The organism is Bordetella genomosp. 9 (genome assembly GCF_002261425.1).
Taxonomy (GTDB): domain Bacteria; phylum Pseudomonadota; class Gammaproteobacteria; order Burkholderiales; family Burkholderiaceae_B; genus Bordetella_C.
The window spans coordinates 2,208,007-2,220,938 of the sequence record NZ_NEVJ01000003.1 but is presented as its reverse complement, the minus strand read 5'-3'; the positions used below and the strand labels follow the sequence as shown (position 1 = coordinate 2,220,938).

Genomic DNA, 12,932 nt, shown 5'->3' with positions numbered 1-12,932 from the left:
CACTTCGCGCGCGGCGCGATGCGGCGGGCGGTCAAGATGGCTGCCCGATAGATTGATTCTACGCCGCACATAGTATCCACACGATGTAACCCCCCATGTTCGAGTCCTCCAGTGTTGCTTATCGGCCCTTGATTCCCGCCGATCCCGTCATCGACGCGCACGGGATCGCGTACAGCCGCGAGTACGACGATGTCTATCACCCCGCCGATGGCGCCTGGGCGCAGGCGGGATATGTGTTCCTGCAGGGCAACGGCTTGCCGGACCGTTGGCGCGGGCGCCCCGCGTTCACCGTGTGTGAAACCGGTTTCGGGCTGGGCCTGAACTTCCTCGCGCTCTGGCGCGCCTGGCGCGACGATCCGCAGCGGCCGGCACGCCTGCATATGGTGTCGTTCGAGGCGCATCCCTTGCGCCCGGACGATCTGGCGACCCTGCTGCGCCGTTACGCCGCCGGCGGTCCCACGGCGGCGCTGGCGAGCGAACTCCTGGCGCAGTGGCCGCCCTTGCTGCCCGGCGTGCATCGACTGGAATTCGAGGGCGGGGCGGTGACGCTGACACTCGGCTTCGGCGACGCCGCCACCCTGGTGCCGGCGCTGGATTTCGTCGCCGACGCGTTCTTCCTGGACGGCTTCGCGCCGGACCGCAATCCCGGCATGTGGACGCCCGCGCTGATGCGGGCCCTGGGGGCCCATGCGGCGGCGGGCGCCACGGCCGCGACCTGGTGCAGCGCCGGCACCGTGCGCCGTGGCTTGCAGGAGGCCGGCTTCGCCGTGTCCAAGCGGCGTGGCTTCGCGGGCAAGGTCCACATGACGGTGGCCGTCCACCCGGGCGCGCGGCCGGATGCCGCGCCGCCGCCGTCCCACGTCGCGGTCGTCGGTGCGGGGATAGCCGGCGCCTCGCTGGCCCATGCGCTGGGCTTGCGTGGCGTACCCGTCATGCTGTTCGATGCGCATCCGGTATCGGTGCATCAAGGGCATGTGGCGGCCGCGCTGACCCCGCTCGTCGCGCGCGACGACAATGCGCGGGCGCGCCTGTCACGAGCCGGCAGCCATCGCGCGCAGGCCCGCTGGCGCGGTCTGCCCGCCGAGGCGCGTCCCTGGCAGTGCGGCACCCTGCAGCTGTCGCGCGACGCCGGCCGTGCCGCCGATGCCGCGTCGGTCCTGCGGGCGCTGGCGTTTCCGGACGCCTGGGTGCGCGGCGTCGACGCGGCACAGGCCAGCGAATTGGCCGGCCTGCCGCTGTCGCGCGGCGGCCTTTACTTCGCGGCCGGCATGCTGGTGCGCCCGCCCGCCCTGATCCAGGCCTTGATGGCCGCATCGGGTGCCGCGTTCGTGCCCGCCGCGGTCCGCCGCATCGAACATCGCGCGGACCTCTGGCGCCTGTACGACGACGGCGGCCGGGAGATCGGGCAGGCTGCCCACGTGGTGCTGGCCAATGCCATCGGCGCGCGCGACATCCTGGCGGCCAGCGAACTGCTCCATGCCTTGCCGCTGGTCGCCCGCATGCACGCCCTGGCGGGAGAAGTGACCTTGCTGCCGGCCGCCGGACTGGCTGGCGGTCCGCGCTGCATCGTCGGCGGTGAAGGCTATCTGCTGCCCGCCGTGGATGGCGGGTGCGTGGCCGGCAGTACCTATGCGCACGGCGCGGCCGTGAGCCTGGTAACGGCGGAGGGGCAGGAAACCAATATCGCCAAGGCGGCGGGGTTGCTCGCGCCAGGCGCGATGCGGGGGTTCGAGGCGTCCGCAGGGTCGCTGCCGGGCTGGGCGGGCTGGCGGGCCGTGCTGCCTGGCAGGCTGCCGGCCATCGGGCCGGTGCCGCATGCGCCGGATGTGTCCCTGGCCACGGGCTACGCATCGCGCGGATTGAGCTGGGCCGCCCTGGCGGGCGACGCCATTGCCGCGCAGCTGTGCGGCGAACCCGCCGTCCTGGAATCCGACCTGATGGCGGCGATCGCGCCGGGCCGTGGGGCGGGCGGCGGCAGGGGAGGCTGACCGCCAGGCGTCCGCATGGAAAATGAGGCGGAAGCCCGAAATTGCCAGACGTTGCCGCACGTTGGATGATTCGGCTCGTCGGCGGCGGCCGGTGCCGATGCCGCCGGCCGCCGAGGTAAGCGGCCGCTTCGGCCCCGGGCGCGGCCAATACGGCCTGTCCGGCGGCAGCCCCGCGAGGAGCAAATCCAATGCCGAGTTTATTTCAGCCGACAAATCCGTCAAAATACCGCCTTTTGGTGCTATTTGGCTAAGCGGGGGATGCTAGGTGCCGCCCAAGTTCGATTTTGCGCATACAAACCAGCTCGAAAGCGTCGAGCTGTTGACCGCTCGCCCCAGCCGAATTGATTTCGATACGGGCGACGGTTTGCGTTTTGTGGTCGAGCCGCACGCGCCGGGCGTTTTCCGGATCCGCTGTGGACATCCGCACGCGTTGGCGGACGACAAGCCCAGCGCGCGTGAAAAGGCCATCGCCGAAATGCTGCTCGCCCGGCAGGAAGCCGTGGGAGAAGCCACGATCGCGCCGCGCGATGGCGGCGGCTGGCGTATCGCCCAGGGCGACACCGCGCTGGAAATCATGACCGATCCGGTGCGCGTGGCGCTGTTCAAGGGCGACGCCCAGGTCTTCGTGTCGGATGACTCCGAGCATGCGCCCGGCTTCGGCCACAACGCGCTGGACGAAACGGACGAAGCCGTCTGGACCGTCAGTTTCGCGCTGGATGGCGACGACCGAATCTATGGCCTGGGAGAAACCCCGGGCGATCTGGATCGCCGCGACGAACACGTCGTCTCCGACGATCCCGAGCACCGCGCGCTGCCGCTCGCATGGAGCCCCAAGGGTTGGGGTGTCTACGTCAATACCGTTCGGCGCGTACAGCACGCGCTTGGCGCGGAGCCGGCCGACAGCGCCTATGTCGTCACGATGGACGGCGCGGTGCTGGACCTGTTCCTCTTCGTCGGCGAACCCACCGAAATCCTGAACCAATACACCGCCTTGACCGGCCGCGCCGGCCAGCCCGTGCTGTGGGCCATGGGAGTCTGGCTGCGCCAGGCCGAAGGCGAAATGGCCACGCAGACCACCGCGCTGATCGAACGCATGCGCGCCCAGGAACTGCCGCTGGATGCCGTGCAGCTGGCTCCGCCAGCCGCCTGGGCATTCCAGGCCGACAAGCCGCAGCTCGAATGGGACGCCGCGCGCTTTCCCGATGCGCGCCAGTTGTTCGCCTTGTTCCACAAGCATCACGTGCACGTGTGCGCGCCCGGATTCCCGGGCATCCTGCGCCACACGGCCCTGTTCGAGGAACTGGAAGACCGCGGCTGGCTGCTGGCCCGCGACGACGGCAATGCCCAGGTATTCGATGGCACCGCCGCATCGGCGGGACAGCCTTTCGGCCTGCTGGACCTGACCAACCGCGACGTCTACGCCTTGTGGGCCGAACGGCAGCGCCAGTTGATCGAAGACGGCCTGGACGCGCCGGCCTGTGACATCCAGCTGGCCATACCCGACGGCATCACCGCGCGGGGCGGCGAATCGGGCCCGGCGCTCCGCACCATCTATCCGCTGCTGGCCCGGCGCGCCCTGTTCGACGCCGTCGCCGGCCACAAGGTGCCGCCGGAAGGCGTGGTGCCCAGCACCGACCTGTTTCCCGCGGCGCAACGCCTGCCGTGGCAGAGCGGTCCGCGCGTCAGCAACGATTGGCAGGGCCTGGAGCACACGCTGCGCACCGCCTTGTCGATCGGCGCCAGCGGCCTGCCCGTGCAAGTCCATGCCATCGGCAACGCCGCGGCCCCGACCGACGCGATGACGCCGGAGCTCTACCTGCGCTGGCTGACCTTCGGCGTCTTTTCGTCCAACCTGATCTTCGAAGGCGTCGAAAAGCTGCTGCCCTGGGCCTTCGGTGAAGAAACCCTTGCGCATGCGCGCACCTGGCTGCAATGGCGCTATCGCCTGATCCCTTATGTGCTGGGCGCGGTGGAAGACGCCGTGCGTACCGGCCTGCCGGTCCAGCGCTCCATGGCCATGGCCTTCCCCGGCGACGCGGATGCGCACGCCTGGGACCTGCAGTATCTGCTCGGTCCCGCGCTGCTGGTCGCGCCCATCGTCAAGCCCGGCAACGAGGTCCATGTATACCTGCCCAAGGGCGAAGCCTGGTGGGATCTGAACACCGGCCATCGTTACGAAGGCGGCTCGGTCTGGACCGTGACGTGCGATGCCGGCCAATACCCGGTATTCGGCCGCGAAGGCCATATGCTGTGCCTGGGACCGGCCGCGCATCACACGGGCGAATTCAATTCCGCCCGTATCCTCGATGAGGTCTGGATGTTCGGCATGCCCATGCACAATCCCGTGGTCATGCGCAACAAGATCCGGGTCATGCAAATGCAGGGTTCCAGCTATATCAAGGGCCTGGAAGGCCTGCGCATCCTTCCTTCCGAAGGGCTGGAGGTCAAGCGTCGCGGCGCGGAAGTCCGGATTTCCCGGGCCCGCTGATACCGTACGTCCGATCACGCTCTCCCCACCGGGGCAGGGCGGCATACGCGCGCGATTTATAATCAAAAGTTATAAAGCCGGCACGAAACTGTCGTTCTGCTACGTATCGCGCTCGTTCACAATGTCGTCGCGCCATGATTCACATCAAAAACCTCCACAAGACCTATGCCACGCCACATGGCCGATTCGAAGCCCTGCGCGGCATTACCCTGGATATCGCGCAGGGTGAAGTCTTCGGGATCATCGGCCCCAGCGGGGCCGGCAAAAGCACCCTGGTCCAGTGCATCAACCTGCTGGAACGTCCTGACGAAGGCACCATCGCCATCGGCGACCAATGCCTGACGGGCCTGCCCGAGGACCAGTTGCGGCAGCAACGGCGCCGCATCGGCATGGTATTCCAGGGCTTCAACCTGCTGGCCCGCCGTACCGTCTATGGCAACGTGGCCCTGCCGCTGGAGATCGCCGGCGTGCCGAGAAGCGACATCCCCGCCCGTGTCGACCGCCTGTTGAAGCTGGTCGGCCTGGAGCATCTGGCTCATCGCTATCCGGCCCAGATCAGCGGCGGTCAGAAGCAGCGCGTCGGGATCGCGCGCGCGCTGGCCAATGAGCCGGATGTGCTGCTCAGCGACGAGGCCACGTCCGCGCTGGATCCCGAAACCACCCACACCATCCTCACGCTGCTGCGCGACATCAACCGCCAGACCGGCGTCACCGTCGTGATGATCACGCACCAGATGGAAGTGGTCCGTGAAGTCTGCGATCGCGTCGCGGTGCTGTCCGAAGGCCAGATCGTGGAAATGGGCAGCGCCGCCGAAATCTTCGCCACGCCGCGCCACGACATCACCAAGTCCATGGTGTCGGCGGCCACGGCCAGCGACCTGACGGATGCCACGCTGTCCGCCCTGCGATCGCGCATGCGCGACGCCGTCGCCGCGCGGCCGGACACCGCCGTGCGCCTGCTGCGGCTGTCGCTGGGCGGCAGCCTGGGCGCCAGCGGCGTGATCTCGCATCTTTCCCGCCATTTTTCTTTGGACGTCAGCCTGATCCAGGCCCGTATCGAGGACGTGCAGGGCATCGCCGTGGGAACGGCGTTCGTCCTGGTCCAAGGTGCGCCGCAGTCCCTGGACCAGGCCTCGAATGACCTGGCGACGCGCGCCGTCGCCGTACACGAGCTTGCACATGAGCCCGCAACAACTGATAGACGCACTGACCACTTCGCTGCTTGAAACGCTATTGATGGTCGGCGTGTCCGGCGGCATCGCGGTGCTGCTCGGCATCCCCATCGGCGTGGTGCTGGTGGTCACCAGCCGCGGCGCCATGCTGCAGCGGCTTGCCGTGAACCGCGTGCTGGCGGCCGTCGTCAATGCGACGCGGTCGCTGCCGTTCATCATCCTGATGGTCTTCATCATCCCCTTCACCCGCCTGGTCGCGCAGACGTCGATCGGCACGACGGCGGCCATCGTGCCGCTATCGGTCGCCGCCATCCCGTTCATGGCGCGCATCGCCGAAAACGCCTTGCGCGAGGTCGACCCCGGCCTGATCACGGCGGCCCGGGCGATGGGCGCGTCGCCCGCGCAGATCATCATGAAGGTGCTGCTGCCGGAAGCCTTGCCCGGTCTCGTGGCCGGCGTCATGGTCACCATCGTCAGCCTGATCGGCTATTCCGCGATGGCGGGCACCATCGGCGGGGGCGGCCTGGGCGACCTGGCGATCCGTTATGGCTACCAGCGCTTCCAGACCGAGGTCATGACGGCGGTGGTGGTCGTGCTGATCGTGCTGGTGCAGGTCATGCAGAGTCTTGGCGACTGGGCGGTCCGCCGCATGTCGCATCGTTAGCCGGCCGCGCGTCGCGTCGCCATGGGGCGCCCGCGCCGCGGTCAAATCGCAATCCTGGGAATCCAAACAATCATGAAGCTGAACTTCATCAAGATATTCGCCGCGCTGGCAGTCGCCGCCGGCCTGGGCGCCACGGCGTCCGCCTACGCGCAGGACAAGCCGCTGAAGGTCGGCGTCACGGGCGGCCCGCATGCCGAGATCATGGAGGTCGTGAAGGAACAGGCCGCCAAGCAAGGCCTGAAGCTGCAGATCGTCGAGTTCTCCGACTACGTGCAACCCAACGTCGCGCTCGCGGCGGGCGACCTGGACGTCAACAGCTACCAGCACCAGCCGTATCTGGACAACGCCAATGCGGATCGCGGCTACAAGCTGGTCAGCATCGCCAAGACCGTGATCTTTCCCATCGGCATCTACAGCAAGAAGGTGAAGAGCCTGGACGCGCTGAAGGAAGGCGCCCGCATCGGCATCCCCAACGACCCGACCAACGGCGGCCGCGCCCTGCTGCTGCTGCAGACCCAGGGCCTGATCAAGCTGAAGGCCGGCACCGGCCTGAAAGCCACGCCCCTGGACATCGCGGAAAATCCCCGCAAGCTGCGTTTCATCGAACTGGACGCCGCCCAGCTGCCGCGTTCGCTGGATGACACCGATGCGTCGGCGATCAACACCAACTTCGCCATGCAGGCCGGCCTGGATCCCAAGAAAGACGCCATCGCGCAGGAAGCGCCCGATTCGCCCTACGCCAACGTGCTGGCCGTGCGCGAGAAGGACAAGGACCGTCCGGACCTGGCCAAGCTCGTGGCCGCGTATCACTCGCAGGCGGTCAAGGACTTCATCCAGACCAAGTACCATGGCGCGGTGATCGCGGCCTGGTGATGGCTGCTTTGGTGGTCGTTGCGTGGTGATCGCTGCCTGGTGCTAACCGCACGTTGCTCAGCACGCGCGGCCTCCGAGCCGCGCCCCGCCCCGGGGGCTTGCTTTTTGACAAGCAAAGCCTCATAGGCCATAATCGCGGGCTTCGGTCGGGTCGTTAGCTCAGTCGGTAGAGCAGCGGACTTTTAATCCGTTGGTCGCGCGTTCGAGTCGCGCACGACCCACCACCGATCCCTTGGAAATCAAGGGCTTATCTCGCGGAGGCCCGCAATGGGCCTGTTGTATTCCCGCAAAGTCCCCGTTCTCACTGTGCTCGCGGTGTGCTCGCGGCACGCCTGCGCAGCTCCTCCAGCGCGGCAATGTAGCCCAGCGCGGCGTCCTTGCTATCCGACCAGGCGTCGTACATCAGCGTGCCCTCCGTGGTGCGGCACCGGACGTACCACCAGCGGCCCTTGGAGAACAGGTAGATGTTGCCGATGGACGCGTAATAGACCCGAGCGACCTTCTGCTTCGACGCGTCGCGGCCGAACCAGGACCCGTGCGTGGTCCACGTTGCGTCCGCTATCTCGAAGTACTCCGGCGTCACCTTGACGGATTCCGGGTGCTGCTTCTCCGGCTGCTCGTTCAGGTACTTCTCTACGACCGCTACCGGGTCCGCAGGCGCTGGCGTGGCGGTGTAGGGCTCCATGCCGGAGCAGGCCGTGAGCAGCAGGAACAGGATGGCGGTTACCAGGTGTCGCATATCTCCTCCATGTGGACACGGCATGATACCGAACCGGCGCGGCTGAAATTTTGTTGCAATTTTCCGCGGGGGTTGCGCCCCTCGCGCCCCACCCGAATTCCCCCGTAGGCCCTCCTTTCCTGCCCATCCCTGAAATCGGGCCGCTGAGGCCCTGGAATCCATCCGGGTAGGGTGGCCTGGGTAGCCTGCCGTTCGCGCCTTGTAGGGGCCATCCTGGGCCTTGGCGGGGCATATCTGCACTCATGGTGCACTCAGCACATGGCCTAGTCTGGGCAATCCTTAGGCAATACAAGGGTTTAGGGCACGTGAACAGCGGCTATCCATTCCGCTTGGCGTAGAACGGCCTACGAGGCGCTATCGGCCTGGGTGGCTATGTCGGTATTCCCTGGGCTGTGATCGACGCGCCTGGGCCATCCTGGTGGCTTGGCGGGCTACTGGCCGGATGGCCTGTGCATCGCCGGGTGTATTGCTCATAGCGGCGCTATGGAATTCGGGAATTGAGGCGTGAGCGTGGGTGTGCGCGTGAGCGGGCGCATCTATCTCACTGTTTCGCGGGTAATTACCGGCCTGCCCGGGCTATGCGCTCATCCGTGCTGAGAATCTCATCGTCTGCCCCTGGTTCACGCTCCCAGTACACACAGCCTACGTCAGCATTGCCCACGATGATTGGGCCACGGTAGGTACATACCGCATGGCTTCCATTGCCTGTTGTCTGCCCATGCCAGTGCGTGCATGTCCAGCATCCACCAGGGCGATGGGCTGTATCCCGCATGAAATCGCTGGTGTGCATGGTTCAGTACTCCGTGTCCGATGGCTATGCCATTCGGTACCCGATTAGACACATAGCCCGCCATCTGTAAATGCACCCGAAGGATGCCAGACATCGCCCTACCCACCCGGGATAGAACCCGGGGATGGACAGTAGGCACCACACCATAGACAGTGGGATAGGACAGCCAATCCGATACCTATGGACAGGACGTACTCAGCACACCACGGGCCTAGCCTGACGGCAATAGGACAACCCATGATATGTACTCCAGGAATACAGCACAGAAGATGTACCGGATGGACTGTCGGAACAGGCAGCACATGGACAGCAGGACAGGGCTAAGGTACATAGGGACAACCCAGGAATAACAATCTTCGTATCCGCTCGATTGAATACAGGGTGCATAAGGAATAGAGCATGAATGAGCTGCGTAAGTACCGGATCGGATGGGCGGTGTACATAGCAATATGTGCCCTGGGTTTGATCCTGGCGGCGCTATGGCACTAGCACGGTACGGCACAAAGTGCTTGACAGGATGTAATAGCCGGCGTATAGTTCGTTCCATCGCAGCAGAGAACGGCCTAGCGCAAAGCGCAGCTAAGTAGGGCAAGCGATAGCAGCAGTAAACGCAGTTCAGCTAGACCACTACCCGCTGAAGCGGGGAAACGGAAAGGCAGGATTGCAAGGCATTTGATGTATCGCATCGAACCTTGTGCAAGCGGCCGATGGGTCACACCCAACGGAAACTTCCCAAAGAACGAAGCAGTGCAAGCAGGACCGCTCTTTAACAACTCGCATGGACGCTGGGAATCCATAGAACCAGCACGGTATCGTCACGCGCCATGCTTGATGATCCCGGGTGGACCTTGCACGCCTACAGCATGCCTTGAGTACGCCACGGTTAGCAGGGGCACGAACAAAGCACACAACACGGATAGGGCCGGGTCGAATGGGCTTTATCTGTTGCCAGGGTGCGCGCGGAAGGGTTACGGCTTCTGCGGGTACGGACACAGTGACAGGGATAGCCCACTGTGTGCTTTGTTCGTGTATCACCATAGAGCCCGCCAGGGCATAGCAGAGCGTTCCGCATAGAGCGCTGTGCTATGCCTTCGACGGCAACGGGTCCGCAAAGGGCCGCAATCACGCATCCTTGAAAGGACGGCAGCCATGTACCTATCAACGCAGAAGACCGGCTACATACAGCCGAATGGGCGGGAACGCATCGTCATAGTGGCGGTTCAAGCGGGCGAGGTTATAGCCAGCTTCCCGCCGCATCTAAATGACAACCGCGTGCCAACCATCAGCGCTGTGCGCAACATGATGCGCGGCAGCTTGATGGACCTGAGCATTGCCCGACTCCGCAAAGTGACGGCCGTTCGGCGCGCTACGGGGTGCAGCCGGGATACCGCCATCTCGTACTTGATCGCCGAGGAGTGGACCGTCCACGACTCAATCCTCAGCTATCGGGCGGGCGCTGCTTATCGTGGCTGCCTAATTTCCTGACACCTGAACCGCCGCACCCAGCGGCGCAACCTGCAACCCTTAAGGGAGCAATCATGTCCTACAAGCCCGTGTATCCCACGGTGGCCGAACTCGCCACCATGACCGCGCAACAGGTATTCGACCGCGTGGCCGTCCATCTGTTGAAGCAGGGCAAGCCGGCGACGCTCGGCGCGGGCACTTGCGTGTATCGCGGACCCGGCGGGACGGCCTGCGCCGTGGGAGTGTTGATTCCAGAAAGCGAGTACGCCGATTGCCTGGAAGGCGGCGCGGTGGGTTACCTGATCGGCATGTGCCATGACCGCGACCGGCCGGAGCTGGGGCACTTCCTGAGAAAGCACCAGGGGGTACTACGCGATCTACAACAAGTCCATGACACAACGGAGCCAGATGAGCCCGTATCACCTGAACGCATCCGCCGCGATGGACGCGATCAGCGGGGTGACTGCGTGAAACGCCTGTTCATATACCCCAACTTCGGCAACCCGTGCAACTTCCCGGATTACGTCGCGCATAGCGGGCAGATAGTGGACGTGGTCCACGAGATTCCCACGGACCAGGATGAGCGCCTGTACCGCGTCCGCGCTGCCGATGGCTGGGAGGGGGACGCCTGGGACTCTGAACTTTCGACGGTGGCCGCATGAACCCGCCGATTCTCACGCAGGCCCAGGCCGAAGCGGTGTACAGCGCCATGTGCGCGCTGAACAATGTGGGCGGGATGATCGGCGCCACGCTCGGAGAGGCCCATATAGCGGAGTTCCCGTCCGGCCGTATCGAAGTGTGGCGCAGTGCCGACGCGCGGGAAATGTACTCCGGGCAAACCGACTTCGCCGCCGCGTACGGCCTCGATTAACGCAGCACCCTCGCGGCGCGGGGAGTGCGCCGCAATCACCCAAGGAACCATCCATGAAGAAGCTGATTTGTATCGGCGTCGCGCTGGCTGCGCTCGCCCTGTCCGGTTGCGTGTTCAACCCGGTCAACGTCGAACGGGCCAACGTGACTATCTACGCCGACCGCGTGGCCGAGGCCAAATGATTGCCGCCGTCGTGTACCTGGTAATCAACTTCGGTGGGTACTACAACGCCGCTGCTGTAACGGTTCCCATGGACACCGATGCGGCATGTTGGGCTGCGGCGAATGAGGCCAAGGCCCGCAAGCAGGTGATCGATGCGTTTTGCATCGTTCGGAAGTAGCGAGCAGCACCCAGGCCGCTAACGCGGCCCACCAATACAGGCCATTCCCATGAGTGCCCTGTATTGGTGTCACTCAGCACCTAGCGCAATCCGCGCGACAACTGGCGCATTCAGCGCCGCCCGCCCACACTCGTTAAGGAGAGGCAGCCATGAGCACCCAACCCACCAACATGGATGATGTTATCGACAGCCGCGACGTTATCGCGCGCCTCGAAGAATTGCAGGACGAGCAGCGCGATTTGGCACAGGCCGTCGAGGAAGCGCAAGCGGCGTTCAATGACGCGGACGGTATCGACGCCCGCGATGAGGCGATGGATTGGCTGACCGGCGCAGAGAATGCGCTTTCCGAGTGGGAAGCGGACAACCTCGAAGAGCTGGAGGCGTTGCGCGAACTCAACGAGCAGGGCGAGGACTACGCGCCGGACTGGCGGCACGGTGAGACGCTGATTCGGGATAGCTATTTCGAGCAGTACGCCGAAGAGCTGGCCGAGGACATCGGCGCGGTACAGCGCGGCGCGCAGTGGCCCAACAACTGCATCGACTGGGCGCAAGCCGCGCGTGAACTCCAGCAGGACTACACACAAATCGATTTCGATGGCGTGTCCTACTGGGTGCGGGGATGACCATGCCGCGCATCGTCGGATACACCTACACGGCTGCTTACCACTGCCCATTTTGCGCCCGCCAGGATCAACACATGGGCATCATCACCTGGGGTGGGCTGTCTCTGCTCAGCGTAGCGGAAACGACCTTTGACGACCAGGGCGTAGCGGTAGGCGCGCTGGACCGGGAAGGGAACGAAGTGCGCCCGGTGTTCAGCACGGACGAATTCCCGAACGGGTCGGAGTACTGCGATACCTGCGCCCGGGAGATTGCGCCATGAAAATGTATCGCGTGATCGTCCGCGAAGTGGTGGCATACGAAGTGATCGTCGAGGCTCACGATGAGGCGGACGCCGAGGAGCAAGCCTTTGAGGCCGTCGTGCAGGGCGAGGCGGACGACATGGGCGTCCAGGACAGGTATGTGCACTATGTGCACTTTGAGGAGGAATCCACGTAAGGCTGCCCGCCGGAGTAGCACCGAAACAACGGTATTCGCATCGGCGCATAGCATCGTAATTCCGCCCTGTCAAATGGGCGGGGTTCTATAGTAAACAGGCAGTCAGGTTTAGCCGGTGTCCTCGCGGGAGCCGGCTAAGCCGGATTACTTGGCCCGCTGTATCGGCGGATTCAATCAACCGTGGACGCAGCCGTAACCCTGCGCCACTGCCAACGCGCCAAGGCGCGCTAAAGGAAGTAGCAAAAACATGAGGCTCTTACATCCCAACCCCAAGCGGAAAGACCCTGTGGTCTTGGAGTACCGCGACGGCACACAGCTACTGTTTTCGTATGAGGTGCCGATAGCGGCGTTTATCCCGGGCCAAGGGTACATCGTGAGTGATGAGGACATGTCACCCACGAATGAACGTCGCGTTGCTGAGTGGGTGGATTTCAGCAACGCACGCGAAGTATCGCAGGACCAAATCTTTCATGTAATCACTTCG

General features: G+C 64.7%; 14 protein-coding genes and 1 tRNA gene. 14 read left to right on the top strand and 1 reads right to left on the bottom strand.

The genetic code is table 11. The features are described from left to right. The first annotated feature begins 95 nt into the window (after positions 1-95). From mnmC to CAL26_RS21165, 6 genes are all read left to right on the top strand, one after another. Complete coding sequence (mnmC, locus tag CAL26_RS21190) at positions 96-1,988, top strand: FAD-dependent 5-carboxymethylaminomethyl-2-thiouridine(34) oxidoreductase MnmC (protein ID WP_179283418.1); 1,893 nt, start codon at positions 96-98, stop codon at positions 1,986-1,988. A gap of 265 nt (positions 1,989-2,253) precedes the next feature. Next, positions 2,254-4,476 carry a glycoside hydrolase family 31 protein gene (locus CAL26_RS21185; RefSeq protein WP_094848706.1) on the top strand — a complete coding sequence of 741 codons (2,223 nt, stop codon included), beginning with the start codon at positions 2,254-2,256 and terminating at the stop codon, positions 4,474-4,476. Between the two features lie 134 nt (positions 4,477-4,610). After that, positions 4,611-5,702 (top strand): methionine ABC transporter ATP-binding protein, encoded by a 1,092-nt coding sequence (locus CAL26_RS21180; protein ID WP_094848705.1) that lies wholly within the window; start codon positions 4,611-4,613, stop codon positions 5,700-5,702. Continuing rightward, on the top strand, positions 5,656-6,312 hold the full coding sequence (locus CAL26_RS21175) for a methionine ABC transporter permease (protein WP_094848704.1): 657 nt from the start codon (positions 5,656-5,658) through the stop codon (positions 6,310-6,312). Before CAL26_RS21180 ends, CAL26_RS21175 begins: the two co-directional genes overlap by 47 nt. A 72-nt stretch (positions 6,313-6,384) precedes the next feature. Next, on the top strand, positions 6,385-7,185 hold the full coding sequence (locus CAL26_RS21170; protein WP_094848703.1) for a MetQ/NlpA family ABC transporter substrate-binding protein: 801 nt from the start codon (positions 6,385-6,387) through the stop codon (positions 7,183-7,185). Positions 7,186-7,333: 148 nt separating this feature from the next. Continuing rightward, positions 7,334-7,409: transfer RNA gene (locus CAL26_RS21165), tRNA-Lys, on the top strand. Positions 7,410-7,486: 77 nt separating this feature from the next. Here CAL26_RS21165 and CAL26_RS21160 read toward each other — a convergent pair. Continuing rightward, positions 7,487-7,924, bottom strand: a complete 438-nt coding sequence (locus CAL26_RS21160; RefSeq protein ID WP_094848702.1) for a hypothetical protein — start codon at positions 7,922-7,924, stop codon at positions 7,487-7,489. A gap of 1,939 nt (positions 7,925-9,863) precedes the next feature. Between CAL26_RS21160 and CAL26_RS21150 the strand changes: the two genes are divergently transcribed. From CAL26_RS21150 to CAL26_RS21125, 8 genes are all read left to right on the top strand, one after another. Next, positions 9,864-10,199: a hypothetical protein gene (locus CAL26_RS21150; RefSeq protein WP_094848701.1), complete on the top strand. Its 336-nt coding sequence runs from the start codon at positions 9,864-9,866 to the stop codon at positions 10,197-10,199. Positions 10,200-10,252: 53 nt separating this feature from the next. Continuing rightward, positions 10,253-10,840, top strand: coding sequence for a hypothetical protein (locus tag CAL26_RS21145; RefSeq protein ID WP_094848700.1), 588 nt, complete (start codon positions 10,253-10,255; stop codon positions 10,838-10,840). After that, the gene (locus CAL26_RS21140; RefSeq protein WP_094848699.1) at positions 10,837-11,049 is read left to right on the top strand and encodes a hypothetical protein; all 213 of its coding nucleotides are present in this window, start codon (positions 10,837-10,839) and stop codon (positions 11,047-11,049) included. The genes CAL26_RS21145 and CAL26_RS21140 overlap by 4 nt, the downstream gene beginning before the upstream one ends. A 53-nt stretch (positions 11,050-11,102) precedes the next feature. Beyond that, positions 11,103-11,231 carry a hypothetical protein gene (locus CAL26_RS28730; RefSeq protein ID WP_256988551.1) on the top strand — a complete coding sequence of 43 codons (129 nt, stop codon included), beginning with the start codon at positions 11,103-11,105 and terminating at the stop codon, positions 11,229-11,231. Then, positions 11,228-11,389 (top strand): hypothetical protein, encoded by a 162-nt coding sequence (locus tag CAL26_RS28400; protein WP_179283417.1) that lies wholly within the window; start codon positions 11,228-11,230, stop codon positions 11,387-11,389. Before CAL26_RS28730 ends, CAL26_RS28400 begins: the two co-directional genes overlap by 4 nt. Positions 11,390-11,538: 149 nt before the next feature. Next, positions 11,539-12,012, top strand: coding sequence for a hypothetical protein (locus CAL26_RS21135; protein WP_094848698.1), 474 nt, complete (start codon positions 11,539-11,541; stop codon positions 12,010-12,012). Between the two features lie 74 nt (positions 12,013-12,086). Then, positions 12,087-12,272 carry a hypothetical protein gene (locus CAL26_RS21130; protein WP_143277476.1) on the top strand — a complete coding sequence of 62 codons (186 nt, stop codon included), beginning with the start codon at positions 12,087-12,089 and terminating at the stop codon, positions 12,270-12,272. Next, positions 12,269-12,448 (top strand): hypothetical protein, encoded by a 180-nt coding sequence (locus CAL26_RS21125; protein ID WP_094848696.1) that lies wholly within the window; start codon positions 12,269-12,271, stop codon positions 12,446-12,448. The genes CAL26_RS21130 and CAL26_RS21125 overlap by 4 nt, the downstream gene beginning before the upstream one ends. The last annotated feature ends 484 nt before the right edge of the window (positions 12,449-12,932 follow it).